Raw genomic sequence first — 16,044 nt, forward strand, 5'->3', positions numbered from 1 at the left:
AAACGCATAAGATGCTATTAATCGAGTCGCGCCGCGCTGTCCAGCGATGCGCGGAACACCAGAGGAGAGCCGCAAGATGGGCGCAGCCGCCGACAAACTCACCGCCTTGGTCGCCGACCCGGAGCGCTTCGCGTTCTCCGCACAGGAACTGCGCGCGACCCAGGTGGCCGCGCTGGACGAGCGCTTCCAGGAACGCCGCGGGCGCATCAAGCTGCTCGGCCTGCGCGCGCGCGATGCGGGAACCGAGTCGATCGGGCGCGTCGAGGACGTGGTGCCGGTGCTCTTTCCGCATACCGCCTACAAGTCGTACCCCGAGAGCTACCTGATGGAGGAGCGCTGGGATCGGCTCACCAAGTGGCTGGGGACCGTCGCGGCCCATCCCATCGAGGGCGTCTCGCTCGAAGCGATCGCCGGCATCGACGAGTGGATCGCGCGGTTGGCGCAACAGGGCTACTTCATCTCCTGTTCCAGCGGCACCACCGGCAAGTCGGCCATGCTGGTCGCCTCGCAGAAGGACATGGACTGGTCGCGGATCGACACGGTCAACGTCTTCGCCTGGGGATCGGGGGTGGCGCCCGCGCAGGACCGCCTGATCGTCGGCTGCGCGCCGGTCGCGACGGTGCCCAAGAACGCCGCGATCGCCAGCGCGCAATATGAGGCGTTCGCCAATCCCGAGTGGCCGCGCTGGAACTACCCGGTGCCGCCGATCACCGTCGGATCGCTGACGGCCATGGTCGTCATGCGCAAGAAGATCGCCGAGGGCACCGCCCGTCCGGACGAGATCGCCGCGTTCGAGGAGACGTCCGCCGCCCGGGCCAAGGCCGTGGCCGACGCGGTGCCGGCGACTGCGCAGTTCATCGTCGAGAACCGCCACCGCAAGCTCCAGCTCTCGGGCCTGTGGAACGGGCTGTGGCAGGTCGCCAAGGCGGTGCGCGACGCCGGATACGGGCGCGAGGACTTCCACCCGGACAACTCGATCTACGTCGGTGGCGGTCTCAAGCGGGCGCAGCTTCCGCCGGATTACCAGGACTACGTGTTCGAGACGTTCAACATCCCGGCCGACCGGCACTTCCAGAACTACTCGATGCAGGAGCTCAATTCGGGCATGCCCAAGTGCCGCGAAGGCGGGCGCTACCACGTGCCCCCCTGGATGGTGCCCGTTCTGCTCGACAAGTCGGGAGACGAGGCGCTCGACCATGCGCGCGGCGAGATGGAGGGACGCGCGGCGTTCTTTGACCTTTCGCTCGACGGGCGCTGGGGCGGGGTTATCACCGGCGACCGCATCCGGCTCGACTACGGGGCCTGCGCCTGTGGCAATCACAGCCCTTCGATCCGCGACGACATCGCCCGCTATGCCGACCTGGAAGGGGACGACAAGATCGGCTGCGCGGGCACCGTCGATGCCTATGTGCGAGGTGTCGCATGAGCACGCTCGCGCCGCCGCACCCGCTCGTCGACCTCGTCTCGGCCCCGTTCTTCCTGCGCGGGGAGGTGCTGCACGGGACCGAGGTGATCCAGACCTCGCGCGACCTCGGCGTCACCTTCGCCACGCCGCGCATTCCCTTCGATCGCGCCGTGCCGCCGCGCACCGAAGTGCCGCCGCTGCTGGACGTGCCGCTTGCGGAGATCGTCGACTTCCTCGTCGAGACGGGGCAGCGTCTGCTCGCGCCCGACAACGACCACATGCAGGAATGCATCGAGCGCATGTGCCGCACGCACATCCTGCCGCGCGTCGTGGTGGAGAACACCGCGCGCCACGCCGCCGCCTATCTCGACAAGCGCATCCTCCACGCCGAGGTGGCGCAGAACTTTCCCGATCCGCGCGCGCTCGACGAATGGGTGCCCAAGGAGGACTTCACCGGGCGCCGTAGCTTCGTGCGCGCCTTCGCGCCGCGGCTGATCCACGTGCTGCCGGGCAACTCGCCCGGCGTGGCGGTCAAGTCGGTGGCGCAAGGCGCGATGGTCAAGGCGATCAACCTGTTCAAGATGAGCAGCGCCGACCCCTTCACCATGGTCGCGATCCTGCGCACGATGGCGGACATCGACCCCGGCCACGCGGTCGTCCGCTCGATGTCGGCGGTCTATTGGCGCGGCGGCGACGAGGCGACCGAGCGGGTGCTCTATCGCCCGCAGTACTTCGACAAGATCGTCGCCTGGGGCGGGGGCGACGCCATCGCCAATGTAGTCAAGTACCTGGGGCCCGGCTTCCAGCTCGTCTCGTTCGATCCCAAGACCTCGATCTCCATGGTCGGCCGCGAGGCGCTGGTCGACGAGGAGACCATCGACCGCGTCGCGGACCTGTGCTCGGCGGACGTCATGACGCTTAACCAGGAGGCCTGCGTCGCCAGCCGCTACCAGTTCGTGGAGGGCGACGAGGAAGCCGTCGACCGCTTCTGCGCGCGCCTGCACCACCACGTCGCGCGGCGCGCGGCCGAGAGTGGCGACGTCCGCCCGCTCGACATGGACATGCGCGAGGCGGTCGAATCGATGACGCTGATGGACGACGAGTTCGGCGTCTGGGGCCGGACCGACGGGCGCGGGCTGGTGATCCGTTCCGAGGAGCCGGTGGACTTCCACCCGATCAACAAGACCGCCAACGTGGTGCGCGTCGACAGCCTCGACGACGCGGTGCGCTGGATCAACGTGGCGACGCAGACGGTGGGCTTCTTCCCGTTCCACCGCATGGCGGACTACCGCGACCGGCTGGCGGCGGGCGGCGCCCAGCGCATCGTCCACCTGGGAGAGGCGGGCCCCTCAACCATCGGCAACCCGCACGACGCCATGTACCCGCTCCACCGCTTCGTCCACTGGATGGCGCACGAGGATGGGCGCGGGGATGGGCGCGGGGACGGGTAGAGCCGGGGCCGGGACGGGCAGGGGGTGCACGCATCGCCGGACGGATATGTCCGGCGCATGCTTGCCTGCCCCGGACAGTGCGCTAGGCATCGGTGAGATGCCGGGCGGGTGCGCATAGACGCCAAGCCGCCGCCAAACTGAGGAACCTGATACCCATGGCCGTCGAAATCCTGCTCCCGAAGATCGGCTTCTCCATGCAGGAGGGCCAGGTCGCCGAATGGCTCGCCAAGGACGGCGACGCGGTGACCGAAGGGCAGCCGCTGTTCTCGCTGGAAGCGGACAAGTCGACCAACGAGGTCGAGGCTCCGGCCACCGGCACGCTCAAGATCATCGCCCGGACCGGCGAGACCTACGAGGTCGGCACGGTGCTCGGCTACATCGAGTAAGCGCCGCAAGCCGGGACCGGAGCCAGCGCCGAAACTCGGCTGGACGGAGCGTCTGGACAGGGCGTCTGGACAGGGCGTCTGGACAGGGCGTCTGCGCGGGGTCACACTCGCGCCATGACACGCCGCATCCTCACCGCCGTCGCCGCCCTCGGGCTCCTCGCTTTCTCCGGCACCGCGCAGGCCAGCCTCGCCGTCGGGGCCAAGGCTCCGCCGTTCCAGGCCAAGGGCGCCAAGGGCGGCAAGGAGGTCGACTTCGACCTGGCCGCGGCGCTCCGGAAGGGGCCGGTGGTCCTCTATTTCTATCCCAAGGCGTTCACGCAGGGCTGCACCCTGGAAGCGCATGCCTTCGCCGAGGCGACCCCCGAGTTCGCCGCGCTCGGCGCCACCGTGGTCGGCATGTCGGCGGACGACCTGCCCACGCTCAAGAAGTTCTCGACCGAGGAATGCCGCGACAAGTTCGCGGTCGCCACGGCGAGCCCCCGCATCGTCAAGGACTACGACGTCGCGCTCTCCCGCCCCGGCATGGCGGGGGGAATGACCGACCGCGTCAGCTACGTGATCGACCAAAGCGGGCACGTCGTGTTCGTCCATGCCGACATGGACTATCGCGAGCATGTCCGCATGACGCTGGCGGCGGTGAAGGTTCTCAAGGCCCGGCGGCCGGGCTGAATCACGGCGTCGCGCCGGGCGTTCCGCCCCGGGGAATGCGGGCTTCCACTCGGCCCCGCGAAAAAATCCACCGCCCTCCGGCTAGGCAGTTGACAGCCCCGTGGCGGTGGCTTAGTGGCGCGGCTCCCAAGCGGACGCAACCGCAAGAACGCGGGTGTAGCTCAGTTGGTTAGAGTGCCGGCCTGTCACGCCGGAGGTCGCGGGTTCGAGCCCCGTCACTCGCGCCACTTGGGAAAAATGCCGGGCAACCGGCGCCAAGGTCGGGCTTGTCTCGGCCTTTTTTCATCGCTGCGCGGGTGTAGCTCAGTTGGTTAGAGTGCCGGCCTGTCACGCCGGAGGTCGCGGGTTCGAGCCCCGTCACTCGCGCCACTTCCCGCACGGAAGTGGCCCTGCGCGCGATGTTTTCCTTTTCTCAGGTCAGGGTGCGAGCACGGATGCGCGTCGAGCGCCATCCGGCGCGATCGCGGCGCGTACACGCCATCGCCCGCCGGCGAGCGCGGGATAACGCCTGGGAAGCGAACGCAGCCGAAGGAATGACATCGGGCCGGCGTCGGGGCGTCCTTGCGGCACGCAAGGAGGGGGCCTGCTCTGTGCGAACGGCCGGGTAGCATGCTGGCAGCCCGGCTCGATCCTGGCGGAGCGGAACGAACCGGCGGCGCGGACTCGCAGGCGAGCGCCGGTCCTCTCAGGCTACTTCCGGGAAACCACCCTCGTGAGGGCCGGCCGTTTGCGGAAGGCCTTGGTACCTCGACGGATCGCGGTACCCGGAACCGCTCCGGGGGACGCTGTGGGCGTGGTCCACGACTTGCACTCGCGTACGGCCCACGACGCCGGCCCGAAACACCGCTTCGGAACGTGCGCACGCTCCGCAGCGGATGGCGGGGCTTGTAACCTATTTGGCACTGTATGTCAAGGGTGGGGCGCGGTCAGCGCCGGGCGGTTCCGGCCGGGACGCTCCAGCGGCCGGTTTCCATCCACATGAGGAATCGCCGCAGCGGCAGGATCCAGACGATCCCCAGCACCACGTAGACCGGCGTCTGGGCCAGCGCGTTCCACCCGCCGATCAGCGGCGGCACGAAGGTGGCGATGGCGATGCCGTAGAGGCCGAGCGCGACGATGAGGCCGAGCACGCCGACCGGGATCCGCCATGTGGGGGCTTCGCGCATCTCAGGTTCTTTCCGCTTGGTAGATGCGCGTAGGCGTGACCACCGCGGAGAGCGGGCGGTCGTGCGCCTCGACAGGGAGCTGGTCGACCAGCTGGCAGTCCCACGCGAGGCCGATGGCCGGCACGTGCGGGTGGGCGGCGAGCCAGCGATCGTAGTGCCCGCCGCCCTGGCCTAGCCGCTGGCCGTCGGCCGTGAAGGCCAGCAGCGGCACCACCACCAGATCCGGTACGACCGGCGCGCCGGATTCCCGCGGTTGCAGCGCGCGCCAGGGGCCGGGGGCAAGCTCGTCCTCGTCCCACGGGTTGTCCCAGATGCGGAACTCCATCGGCGCCTCGCGCGAAGGGAAGAAGGGCAGGGCGACGCGGCGGCCGTTCTCCGCCAGCCAGCGCGCCCAGCCGAGGGCCGGCGCCTCGGCCTCGCCGGGATAGTAAAGGCCGACCGTGCCCCCTTCCGGGATCATCTGCACCACCGGGGCGGGGGGGCGGTTGAGCACGAGCGCGCGCAGCCCGGCCGGGAGCGCCTCGACATGGGCGGCGCGCTCCTGCCGGCAGCGCCGGCGCAGCGCCGCCTTGGAGCCGGCAAGGTCGATGGGGAGTGACGGATCCACCATGGGTCGTTTTCCAGTGAAATCCTCCGACGCCTCAACGTCAGGTGGGGACCATATGCGTCGGACCAGGGTCCGGGCAGGGACAGCCCCCGTAGGATTGCTTATAGCCTCAGGGATGTTCTACGGCTCGTGCCGGGCAGATCCGTCACGCCCTAGTTAGGGCTTTGCCGCGTCGCTCTCAAGAAGGTCCGCAAGATTTTCGACACGGGCGGCGAGAGCCCCCAGCCGCTCGGCGACTTCGTCCGGCATAGGCGCCGGGGCGGAAGCGGGCGCGGGCGCGGCGGCACGGCCGCGCAGGTCGAGCAGCTCGTCGGCCAGCATCAGCGCCGCGAACAGCAGCATGCGCGCCTCGGTCTGCCCGGTGGCGCCCGACAGCCTCGCCTTCTCGTCGATCAGCTGCGCGAGCTGCTGGACGTGCGCTTCCTCACCGTCGGCGCAGGCGAGCGCGTGGCTGCGGCCGCCGATCGATACCGTGACGTTGCCCATCGCCCGCTCAGGTCCGCGCGGCGAGGAGTTCGTCGAGCCCGGCGAGCGAGCGCGCCACGGCCGCCTTGAGGTTCTCGTGGCGCGCGGCCAGCCCGGCGTCGTGCGGCGCAGGGTCCTCGGCGGAGTCCTCGGCTGGTGCCGCATGCCCGCAGGTGGCCGCGATCCGCTCCCGGGCCGCGTCGATCCGGGTCAGCGCCGCTTCGATCCGGTCGAGGGCGAGCAGGGCAGGGGCTTCGGTCATGGCGTCCGGCTGGCGGCGAAACAACCGCGTGACAAGGACATCGGCGGCGTTGTTCACAATATTGTCACGCGCTTGCGCTCCAAAGGTGCGGGCGTGCGACGAGCGGGGCGGAACGCCGCGCCCTGGCGAAATCCGGCGGTGAACTTGACGCGGGACCGCCTCTCCCTAAAGGGGGTCCCGAAACCACGAATCGTCGTAATCCTGCCTACCCGGAGTAGTTCATGACCCTCGCCCCTGACCGTCTCGCGCCGATGGCCAACGCCATCCGGGCGCTGTCGATGGATGCGGTACAGGCGGCGAACAGCGGACACCCGGGGATGCCGATGGGCATGGCGGACGTGGCGACGGTGCTCTTCTCCAAGTTCCTCAAGTTCGATCCCGCGGCGCCGCGCTGGGCCGACCGCGACCGCTTCGTGCTGTCGGCCGGCCACGGCTCGATGCTGATCTACTCGCTGCTGCACCTGACCGGCTACGCCAGCCCGACGCTGGAGGACATCCGCAACTTCCGCCAGCTCGGCTCGGTCTGCGCCGGGCATCCCGAGAACTTCCTGATCGAGGGCGTGGAATGCACGACCGGCCCGCTTGGGCAGGGCCTGGCGATGGCGGTCGGCATGGCCATGGCCGAGCGCCACCTCAACGCCACCTTCGGCGATGACCTGGTGGACCACGACACCTGGGTGATCGCCGGCGACGGCTGCCTGATGGAAGGCGTCAACCACGAGGCGATCGGCCTTGCCGGCACGCTCAAGCTGAACCGCCTCAAGGTGCTGTGGGACGACAACCGCATCACCATCGACGGTGACACCTCGCTCTCCACTACCGAGGACATCCCGGCGCGCTACCGGGCTTCGGGCTGGAACGTCTTCACGTGCGACGGCCATGACTTCGCCGACATCGAGCGCGCGCTGGCCGAGGCCGCAGCCTCGGACAAGCCGGCGCTGGTCGCCTGCCGCACGGTGATCGGCAAGGGCGCGCCGAACAAGCAGGGCGGCCATGACGTCCACGGCGCGCCGCTCGGCGAATCCGAGATCGCGGCTGCGCGTAACCACCTGCTGTGGACCTCCGCCCCCTTCGAGATCCCCGCCGAGATCGCCGCCGACTGGCACTTCGCCGGCAAGCGCGCGGTCGCCACGCGCCAGGAGTGGGAAGCCCGGCTGGCCGGCCATCCCCAGAAGGCCGAGTTCGAGCGCCGCATGGCGGGCGAGCTTCCCGCGGGCGACGAGGCGGCGCAGGCGTTCGCCGGCTGGCTGGAGGGCGCGAGCCCCGTTGCCACCCGCAAGGCCTCGGAGAACGCGCTCAACGTGCTGGCGCCGCTGGTTCCCGAGATGGTGGGCGGCTCGGCCGACCTCACCGGCTCGAACAACACCAAGGCCAAGTGCCAGGCGCCGTTCACGGCAGAGGACTACGCCGGCCGCTACGTCTACTACGGCATCCGCGAGTTCGGCATGTCGGCGGCGATGAACGGCATGGCGCTGCACGGCGGCGTGATCCCCTACGGCGGCACGTTCCTGATCTTCTCGGACTATGCCCGCAACGCGATCCGCATGTCGGCGCTGCAGCAGACCCGCGTGATCTACGTCCTGACGCACGATTCGATCGGGCTCGGCGAGGACGGCCCGACGCACCAGCCGGTGGAACAGGTGATGAGCCTGCGCCTGATCCCCAACCTCAACGTCTTCCGCCCCGCCGACGCGGTGGAGACCGCCGAGTGCTGGCAGCTCGCGCTGTCGACGCCCGAGACGCCATCGGTGCTCGCGCTCACCCGGCAGAACCTGCCGCCGCTGCGCACCTCGGGCGACCTGCTGTGCGCCCGCGGCGCCTACGTGCTGCGCCGCGCCGAGGGCGAGCGCAAGGTGATCCTCATCGCCACCGGCTCGGAAGTGGAGCTTGCCGTCAAGGTGCGCGACGCGCTGCAGGCGCAGGGCGTGGGCGCGGACATCGTCTCGATGCCGTGCATGGAGCTGTTCGAGGGGCAGGACGCGGCCTACAAGCACGAGGTCCTGCCGCACGACCCGTCGATCCTGCGCGTCTCGATCGAGGCCGGCACCACCCACGGCTGGGAGCGCCACACTGCCGCCAGCCGCAACGGCGGCCTCAACATCGGCCTCGACCGCTTCGGCGCGTCGGCCCCCGCCAAGGTCCTGTTCGAGCGCTTCGGCTTCACCGTCGAGGCGATCGTGCCCCATATTATGGACAAGCTCAGCAGCTAAGGAGGAGATTACTATGGCGACGAAGGTTGCGATCAACGGTTTCGGACGTATCGGGCGCAATGTCGCCCGCGCCATTCTCGAGCGCCCCGACTGCGGTCTCGAACTGGTCTCGATCAACGACCTCGCGAGCGCCAAGGCGAACGCCCTCCTCTTCAAGCGCGACAGCGTCCACGGCGCCTTCGAGGGCACCGTGGAGGTCGATGGCGAAGACCTCATCATCAACGGCAAGCGCATCAAGGTGACGGCCGAGCGTGATCCGGCGAACCTGCCCCACGCCGAGAACGGCATCGACATCGCGCTCGAGTGCACCGGCTTCTTCACCGACAAGGCGAGCGCCTCCAAGCACCTCGAAGCCGGCGCCAAGCGCGTGCTGATCTCGGCTCCGGCCAAGAACGTCGACCTCACCGTCGTTTACGGCGTCAACCACGACAAGCTGACCGCCGACCACCTGGTGGTCTCGAACGCGTCGTGCACCACCAACTGCCTGGCGCCCTTCGCCAAGGTCCTGCACGAGAAGATCGGCATCGAGCGCGGCCTGATGACCACGATCCACTCGTACACCAACGACCAGAAGATCCTCGACCAGATCCACTCCGACCCGCGCCGTGCCCGCGCCGCCGCGATGAACATGATCCCGACCAGCACCGGCGCCGCCGTCGCCGTCGGCCTCGTGCTCCCGGACCTCAAGGGCAAGCTCGACGGTTCGTCGATCCGCGTGCCGACCCCGAACGTCTCGGTCGTCGACCTGACCTTCGTGCCCAGCCGCGACACGACCGCCGAGGAAGTCAACGCGCTGCTCAAGGAAGCGGCCGAGGGCGAGCTCAAGGGCGTGCTCGGCTACACCGAGGAGCCACTGGTCTCGATCGACTTCAACCACGATTCGCACTCGTCGACCATCGACAGCCTCGAGACCGCCGTGCTCGAGGGCAAGCTGGTGCGCGTGCTGTCGTGGTACGACAACGAGTGGGGCTTCTCCAACCGCATGGTCGACACGGCCGGCGTGATGGGCGGACTGCTCTAAGACTGGATGGCGACGGGGGGGCGCCTCATCGGTATCGCGCGCAGGCCACGCCCGCGCGCGCCGATGGAGGAACTGCGCTCCGTCGCCGTCACTGCCGCCGCGGGGATCCAGGGGGACTTCCGCGGCGCCGTGCGTCCGGGCCGCAAGCCGCGCCGCCAGGTCTCCCTGATGGAGATCGAGAGCTGGCAGGCGGCGCTGGACGACCTCGGCGCGACGGACCTCTTCGGGGAGCGGCCGCCCTGGCATGCGCGGCGGGCGAACCTGCTGGTGGGAGGGCTGCGCTTCCCGCGGGAAAGCGGCTATGTCGTGGCGGTCGGCCCGCGCCTTCGCCTCGAAGTCACGATGGAATGCGATCCGTGCAGCCGCATGGAGGAAGTGGTGCCAGGCCTCAAGGGCGCGCTCCTGCCGGACTGGCGGGGCGGCGTGCTGGGCACGGTGCTGGTGGACGGCGAAATCGCCCTGGGCGACGAGATAAGGATCGAGAGATGAGCGCTTTCAAGACCCTTGATGATCTGGGTGACGTGAACGGCAAGGTGGCGCTGGTGCGCGTCGACCTCAACCTGCCGATGCAGGACGGCGCCGTCACCGATGACACCCGCATCCGCGCCGCGGCGCCCACGATCCTGGAACTGAGCGAGAAGGGCGCCAAGGTCCTGCTGCTCGCCCACTTCGGGCGTCCCAAGGGGGAGCGCGTCTCCACCCAGTCGCTGTCGATGGTGGTCGGCGCGGTCGAATCGACGCTCGGCAAGGAAGTGATGTTCGTGCCCGAGATCGCCGGCGACGTCGTGAAGCAGGCGGTGGGCATCCTGCGCCCGGGCGACATCGCGATCCTGGAGAACACGCGCTTCTGGAAGGGCGAGGAGAAGAACGACCTCGAACTGGCGCAGGCGATCGCCGCCAACGCCGACTTCTACGTCAACGACGCCTTTTCCGCCGCCCACCGCGCCCATGCCACCACTGAGGGCCTGGCCCGCGTGCTGCCCGCCTATGCCGGCCGCTCGATGCAGGCCGAGCTGGAAGCGCTCGACAAGGCGCTGGGCAGCCCCGAGAAGCCGGTCGCGGCGGTCGTCGGCGGCGCCAAGGTCTCGTCCAAGCTCGACGTGCTCAAGCACCTCGTCACCCAGGTCGACCACCTCATCATCGGCGGCGGCATGGCCAACACCTTCCTCGCCGCCAAGGGCGTGGACGTGGGCAAGTCGCTTTGCGAGCACGACCTGACCGGCACCGCCAGCGAGATCCTCGCCACGGCCGAGGGCGCGGGCTGCACCGTGCACCTGCCCTACGACGTGGTCGTGTCCAAGGAGTTCGCGGCGAACCCGCCGTCCCTGCGCACCTGCAACGTCCACGAAGTCGCCGCCGACGAGATGATCCTCGACGCCGGCCCGGCCGCTGCCGAGACGCTCGGCGACGTGCTCAAGACGTGCCGCACGCTGGTGTGGAACGGACCGCTCGGGGCGTTCGAGATGGCCCCGTTCGACGCCGCTACCGTGGCGCTGGCGAAGACCGCGGCGGCGCTGACCGCCGAAGGCTCGCTGGTCTCGGTCGCGGGCGGTGGCGACACTGTCGCCGCGCTGAATCATGCGGGCGTCGCGCAGGACTTCACCTATATCTCGACCGCAGGCGGGGCCTTCCTCGAATGGATGGAAGGCAAGGAACTGCCGGGCGTCGCCGCGCTTTCCCGGTAGTTCCCCGCGACGATTCCGGCGCCGGCCGGGAGCCCTGCCGAAGAACGGGCCCCCGGCGGCCCGCGGTCCCGACCCGCGCCGGGACGACGAGGATGTTTTTGGAAAGATGCCGCCGCGCATGAACGCCAGCGACCGGACCGCGCCCCCCTGGCAGGGGCGCTACGTGACGCTCGACGGCATGCGCGGCATCGCCGCGCTGGCGGTGGCGCTGTTCCACTACAACATCTCGCAGGCCCCGCACGGCTACGTGGCGGTGGACTTCTTCTTCGCGCTGTCCGGCTTCGTGCTCTGCCGCACCTACCTACCGAGATGGCGGGCGGGGCTGGGCACGTGGCAGTTCATGAAGCAGCGCGTGGTGCGCCTCTATCCGCTGTTCCTGGCCGGGATCGTCATCACCACGATCTCGTCGCTCTCGAACCACTGGACGGGGAAGGGCGAGGCGATAAGTTTCGATCGCATCGCCGCCTCGTTGCCGTTCAACGCGCTGATGCTGCCCTCGCCGGTCACGCGCACGCTGTTCCCGACCAACGTGCCGGCCTGGTCGCTGTTCTTCGAACTGGTCGCCAACCTCGGGCTGGTGCTGGTGCTGTTCCGCCTGCCGCGACTGGGCCTGCTGGCCATCGTGCTGGCGGCGGCCTGGTTCTTCGCCCCGGCGGTTTTCGCGCATGACGACGGGAACCTGGGCGCCGTATGGAACCAGGTCGGCATCTCGATGGTGCGCACCACGATGTCGTTCACGGCCGGCGTGCTGCTGGCCCGGCTGCCGGTCAAGGAGGTGCGCCATGCCGGCTGGCTGGGCGTGCTGTGCCTGGCCGCCATTGCCGCGATGCTGCTGGCCGACCCGGCCTTCGTGCCTGCAACATGGTATGACCTCGCCTGCAGCATGATCCTGGCCCCGGCGCTCGTCTGGCTGGGCGCGCGGGTGGAGCCTTCCCGCGCCCTGGCGCCGTTCGCCTGGTTCCTCGGCGAGGTCTCCTACGCGGTCTACGCGGTGCACTGGGGGCTGATGGAGCCGATGCGCTGGTTCAAGGACGACCTCGGCTTCGACCCGGTGCTGATGGGCGCGGTCTATCTGGCGGCCTGCGTCGGGCTGGGGTGGCTCTGCGTGCGGCTCGTGGACATTCCGATGCGCCGGCGGCTCAACGTCCTGCTGCACGCCCGCGCCAAGCCGGTGCCGCCGCGCGCGCTTCCAAATTGATCCTTGCCGCAGTTGCGAAAGAAGGGGGTGCGGCGTAGGCTCGAAGACAGGTTGTTCTGTACAACTCAGGAGGAGAAACCATGGACTATTCACAGATGACCGCGAAGATGGCCGACGGTGACGGCTTCATCGCCGCGCTGGACCAGAGCGGCGGCTCGACGCCCAAGGCGCTCAAGGGCTACGGGATCGAGGAAGGCGCTTGGTCGAGCGAGGAGGAGATGTTCGGCCTGATCCACGAGATGCGCGCGCGCATCATCTCTTCGCCCGCCTTCACCGGCGACAAGGTCATCGGCGCCATCTTGTTCGAGCGCACCATGGACGGGCAGGTCGATGGCGTGTCCACCCCGCAGGCGCTGATCGCCAAGGGCGTGGTTCCGTTCATCAAGATCGACAAGGGCCTCGAGGACGAGGCCAACGGCGTGCAGATGATGAAGCCGATGCCCACCCTCGACGCGCTGCTGGCGCGTTCCAAGGCGCTCGGCGTGTTCGGCACCAAGGAGCGCTCGGTCATCAACTCGGCCAACGCCGAGGGGATCGCCGCGGTCGTCAAGCAGCAGTTCGAGATCGGCGCGCAGGTGCTCTCGCACGGCATGATGCCGATCATCGAGCCCGAGGTGAACATCAAGAGCGAGACTCGCGCGGACTGCGACACCATCCTGCGCGACGAGATCCTCAAGAACCTCGACGCCCTGCCCGAGGGCCAGCAGGTCATGCTCAAGCTGTCGCTGCCGGTGGTGCCGGGCACCTTCGACGCGCTGGTGGACCACCCCAAGGTGCTGCGCGTGGTCGCGCTCTCGGGCGGCTTCTCGCGCTCCGAAGCCTGCGTCGAATTGGCCAAGAACAAGGGCATCATCGCCAGCTTCAGCCGCGCGCTGCTCTCGGACCTGCGCTCGCAGATGAGCGACGCCGAGTTCAACGCCGCGCTGGCCGAGGCGATCGACGAGATCTACCAGGGCTCGACGCAGAAGGTGGAAGCCGAAGCGGCGGCCTGATCCTTTCGGCTGATTTCGCAAGAAGGGCGGCGTCCGGGAGGGCGCCGCCCTTTTTCGTGGCTCAGTAGCCGCCGCTGAAGCGCAGGCCGAAGCGATAGGCCGACGGATCGACCGCGTTCCCGCTGCCCGCCATCTTGTCCGGGCGCACATCGACCAGTTCGAGCGTCCCGTCCGCCACGGTGGCGGGCTTGCCCGAGGTGAGCTCCAGCACGCCGCCGCGCCCGCTCTCGATGCGCACGCGCAGGCGCACCTGGCCGGCCCAGACGCAGCGCGCGTTCATCGGGCAGCGACTGTCTTCCAGGACTTCGAGCGGCGTGACCAGCGGGCCCTCGACGCGGACGGTCTGGCCGAGCGCGGCGTAGGCGAGCGGCGCCTGCTTCGGGGCAGCAGGCGGCGGCGGGTAGAACGGAGGCGGCGCCGAGGGTTGCGGGGGTGTATCGGGCCTTTCGGCGGGCGGCATCCGCGAGGGATCGGCCGGAGGGATCACCGTACAGCCGCCAAGCATGGCGCCGAGAACGAGGGGAACGACGAGCAACCTCATGCGGCCCAAGCAACACGGCGGTGCCTGAACGGTTCCGGAACGCTTGGCGTCGGGCCGGCGGGAAGCTAGAGCGCGCCAATGACCGACGAAACCGAAATCCCGCGCGAACCGACGCAGCTCTACCTGATCTCGCCGCTCGACGTCGGCGGAGCCTTCCCCGAACGGCTGGAGCGCGCGCTCGACGCGGGCGAGGTGGCCGCGTTCCAGTTCCGGGTGAAGGACCGGGACCAGCACGAGGCGGCCCGGCTGGCCGAGCCGCTCCAGCGCATCTGCGCGGACCGCCAGGTCGCCTTCATCGTCAACGATTCGATCAGCCTCGCCAAGCGCCTCGGCGCCGACGGCGTCCACATCGGGCAGGAGGACGGCACCGTCGAGGAGGCCCGCCAGGCGCTCGGCCGCGAGGCGCAGATCGGCGTCACCTGCCACGACAGCCGCCACCTCGCGATGGAAGCGGGCGAGGCCGGGGCGGACTACGTCGCCTTCGGGGCCTTCTTTCCCACCGCCACCAAGGTCACGAAGCACGTGGCGGGGCTGGACCTGCTGGAATGGTGGCAGGCCATCTTCGAGATCCCCTGCGTCGCCATCGGCGGGGTGACGCCCGCGAACTGCGGCGATCTCGTGCGCGCCGGCGCGGACTTCCTCGCAGTGTCCGGCGCGGTGTGGCAGGGGGACGAGGTCGCGGCGGTCCAGGCGTTCCACCGGGCGCTGGCCGAGGCGCAGGGCTGAGGCGCTGCGGCCCGGCTAGCCCTCGTCGGCCGGCGCCGCTTCGGCGAACTCGGGATAGGGGCCGAGGCGCAGGAACAGCAGCGCGCAGCCGAGCATGATCGGCACCGCCGTCCACAGCAGCGCGTCGTAGCTCCCGGTCGCGTCGTGGACGGCGCCGGCGATGAGCGGCCCGGCGGCGGTCCCGGCCATCATCATCGAGCTGATCGTCCCGAACACCGCGCCGAAGTGGCGCAGGCCCGCGTAGCGCGAGATCAGGTAGGTCGAGATCTGGAGCCCGGCCCCCGCCGCGAAGCCCAGGCACATGGTCCCCGCGGTCAGTGCGGGGATGCCGAGTTCCAGCGGGTCGAGCAGCAGCAGGTATCCGAGCGCGCCGACGGCGAAGCCGCCCACCGGCACCAGGCTGCCCTGGATGCGATCGAGGAGCCATCCGACCAGGAGCTTGCCGGCGATGCCCGCGATCCCCGCCGTGGCGGCGACGCCGACCGCCTCGTTCATGGTCGTGCCGGTCTCGACGATCACGCGCACCAGGTGGACGGTGACGCCCGCGCCGACCAGCGACATCAGCAGGTTGGCCGCGGCGATGCGGATCACGCGCGTGTCGCGCAAGGCCTCGCGGAATGTCAGCCCGGGCAGGAGCGGGGTGGGGCCCGGCTCGGCCGCGCGGCGCGCCCGGGCATCGCGGTAGAAGAAGAGGAGCAGCACCAGCGCCAGCCCGCCCCAGCCGGTCCCCAGCCAGACGTAGGCGGCGCGCCAGCCGTGGTGGGCGATCAGCCAGTTCGCCGCGATCGGCGCGAGCGTCTGCGCCAGCGCCGAGCCGGAGAGCATGAGCGCGAGCGCGAGACTGCGCGAGCGGGTGAACACGCTGGAGACGCCCGCGCTCCACACCGTCGACTTGATGCCCAGCGCGAAGACGCCGTAGGCGACGTAGAGCGCGAACCAGGTGCCCAGCGCCGCCGTGGCTGTGCCGAAGGCGGCGAAGGTTCCGGCCGAGAGCAGCATCGAGCCGATCGCCAGCCGCCGGGTACCGACCCTGTCGAGCAGCATGCCGACGAACGGCCCCCCGAGAGTCGATATCCCGGCGAAGATCGTCAGCCCGCCGGAAATGCTGGCGCGGCTCCAGCCGAACTCCCGCTCGATCGGTCCGATGAACGTGCCCAGCGAGTAGGTGATGACGCTGTAGAACGACATCCCCACCATGGCGGCGAGCACGGTCGGCCAGCCGCGGCGCCACTCGTCGGCGGAGGAGGCGGAGGTGCTCAC

The 16,044-nt window shown here is 69.6% G+C and carries 17 protein-coding genes and 2 tRNA genes; 13 read left to right on the plus strand and 6 right to left on the minus strand.

Annotated features, from left to right (window positions below; all coding sequences use genetic code 11):
- Positions 1-46: 46 nt before the first annotated feature.
- From ACFFJC_RS11545 to ACFFJC_RS11570, 6 genes are all read left to right on the plus strand, one after another.
- Positions 47-1,426 (plus strand): hypothetical protein, encoded by a 1,380-nt coding sequence (locus ACFFJC_RS11545; protein ID WP_379487658.1) that lies wholly within the window; start codon positions 47-49, stop codon positions 1,424-1,426.
- Positions 1,423-2,856: an acyl-CoA reductase gene (locus tag ACFFJC_RS11550; RefSeq protein ID WP_379487659.1), complete on the plus strand. Its 1,434-nt coding sequence runs from the start codon at positions 1,423-1,425 to the stop codon at positions 2,854-2,856. Before ACFFJC_RS11545 ends, ACFFJC_RS11550 begins: the two co-directional genes overlap by 4 nt.
- A 155-nt stretch (positions 2,857-3,011) precedes the next feature.
- Positions 3,012-3,242, plus strand: a complete 231-nt coding sequence (locus tag ACFFJC_RS11555) for a biotin/lipoyl-containing protein (RefSeq protein ID WP_379487660.1) — start codon at positions 3,012-3,014, stop codon at positions 3,240-3,242.
- Between the two features lie 114 nt (positions 3,243-3,356).
- Positions 3,357-3,911: a peroxiredoxin gene (locus ACFFJC_RS11560; RefSeq protein WP_379487661.1), complete on the plus strand. Its 555-nt coding sequence runs from the start codon at positions 3,357-3,359 to the stop codon at positions 3,909-3,911.
- 150 nt (positions 3,912-4,061) lie between these two features.
- Positions 4,062-4,138, plus strand: a tRNA-Asp gene (locus ACFFJC_RS11565).
- A gap of 65 nt (positions 4,139-4,203) precedes the next feature.
- A tRNA-Asp gene (locus tag ACFFJC_RS11570) sits at positions 4,204-4,280 on the plus strand.
- 557 nt (positions 4,281-4,837) lie between these two features.
- Here the strand turns inward: ACFFJC_RS11570 and ACFFJC_RS11575 are convergent.
- The 4 genes from ACFFJC_RS11575 to ACFFJC_RS11590 all read right to left on the minus strand — a co-directional run bounded on the left by ACFFJC_RS11575 (position 4,838) and on the right by ACFFJC_RS11590 (position 6,411).
- Positions 4,838-5,077: a DUF2842 domain-containing protein gene (locus tag ACFFJC_RS11575; protein WP_379487662.1), complete on the minus strand. Its 240-nt coding sequence runs from the start codon at positions 5,075-5,077 to the stop codon at positions 4,838-4,840.
- A 1-nt stretch (position 5,078) separates the two neighbouring features.
- Entirely contained in the window at positions 5,079-5,687 is a 609-nt protein-coding gene (locus ACFFJC_RS11580) for a 5-formyltetrahydrofolate cyclo-ligase (protein WP_379487663.1), read from the minus strand.
- A 153-nt stretch (positions 5,688-5,840) separates the two neighbouring features.
- Positions 5,841-6,170 (minus strand): cell division protein ZapA, encoded by a 330-nt coding sequence (locus ACFFJC_RS11585; protein ID WP_379487664.1) that lies wholly within the window; start codon positions 6,168-6,170, stop codon positions 5,841-5,843.
- A 7-nt stretch (positions 6,171-6,177) separates the two neighbouring features.
- On the minus strand, positions 6,178-6,411 hold the full coding sequence (locus ACFFJC_RS11590; RefSeq protein ID WP_379487665.1) for a hypothetical protein: 234 nt from the start codon (positions 6,409-6,411) through the stop codon (positions 6,178-6,180).
- A 221-nt stretch (positions 6,412-6,632) separates the two neighbouring features.
- On the opposite strand from ACFFJC_RS11590, the gene tkt reads away from it, so the two are divergent.
- The 6 genes from tkt (at position 6,633) to ACFFJC_RS11620 (ending at position 13,517) form a co-directional block, all read left to right on the plus strand.
- Entirely contained in the window at positions 6,633-8,621 is a 1,989-nt protein-coding gene (tkt, locus tag ACFFJC_RS11595) for a transketolase (RefSeq protein WP_379487666.1), read from the plus strand.
- 13 nt (positions 8,622-8,634) lie between these two features.
- Positions 8,635-9,642: a type I glyceraldehyde-3-phosphate dehydrogenase gene (gene gap, locus ACFFJC_RS11600; RefSeq protein WP_379487667.1), complete on the plus strand. Its 1,008-nt coding sequence runs from the start codon at positions 8,635-8,637 to the stop codon at positions 9,640-9,642.
- Positions 9,643-9,705: 63 nt separating this feature from the next.
- Positions 9,706-10,131 carry an MOSC domain-containing protein gene (locus ACFFJC_RS11605; protein WP_379487668.1) on the plus strand — a complete coding sequence of 142 codons (426 nt, stop codon included), beginning with the start codon at positions 9,706-9,708 and terminating at the stop codon, positions 10,129-10,131.
- The gene (locus ACFFJC_RS11610) at positions 10,128-11,327 is read left to right on the plus strand and encodes a phosphoglycerate kinase (protein ID WP_379487669.1); all 1,200 of its coding nucleotides are present in this window, start codon (positions 10,128-10,130) and stop codon (positions 11,325-11,327) included. Before ACFFJC_RS11605 ends, ACFFJC_RS11610 begins: the two co-directional genes overlap by 4 nt.
- Positions 11,328-11,445: 118 nt before the next feature.
- Complete coding sequence (locus ACFFJC_RS11615) at positions 11,446-12,525, plus strand: acyltransferase family protein (RefSeq protein WP_379487670.1); 1,080 nt, start codon at positions 11,446-11,448, stop codon at positions 12,523-12,525.
- An 80-nt stretch (positions 12,526-12,605) separates the two neighbouring features.
- Entirely contained in the window at positions 12,606-13,517 is a 912-nt protein-coding gene (locus tag ACFFJC_RS11620) for a fructose bisphosphate aldolase (protein WP_379487671.1), read from the plus strand.
- 61 nt (positions 13,518-13,578) lie between these two features.
- Here the strand turns inward: ACFFJC_RS11620 and ACFFJC_RS11625 are convergent, their stop codons facing one another.
- Entirely contained in the window at positions 13,579-14,022 is a 444-nt protein-coding gene (locus tag ACFFJC_RS11625; protein WP_379487672.1) for a hypothetical protein, read from the minus strand.
- Between the two features lie 114 nt (positions 14,023-14,136).
- Here ACFFJC_RS11625 and thiE point away from each other — a divergent pair, with 114 nt between their 5' ends.
- Positions 14,137-14,784 carry a thiamine phosphate synthase gene (gene thiE, locus ACFFJC_RS11630; protein ID WP_379487673.1) on the plus strand — a complete coding sequence of 216 codons (648 nt, stop codon included), beginning with the start codon at positions 14,137-14,139 and terminating at the stop codon, positions 14,782-14,784.
- 15 nt (positions 14,785-14,799) lie between these two features.
- On the opposite strand, the gene ACFFJC_RS11635 is transcribed toward thiE, so the two are convergent.
- The gene (locus ACFFJC_RS11635) at positions 14,800-16,044 is read right to left on the minus strand and encodes an MFS transporter (RefSeq protein WP_379487674.1); all 1,245 of its coding nucleotides are present in this window, start codon (positions 16,042-16,044) and stop codon (positions 14,800-14,802) included.

The organism is Novosphingobium soli, assembly GCF_042432915.1.
Lineage (GTDB): Bacteria > Pseudomonadota > Alphaproteobacteria > Sphingomonadales > Sphingomonadaceae > Novosphingobium > Novosphingobium soli.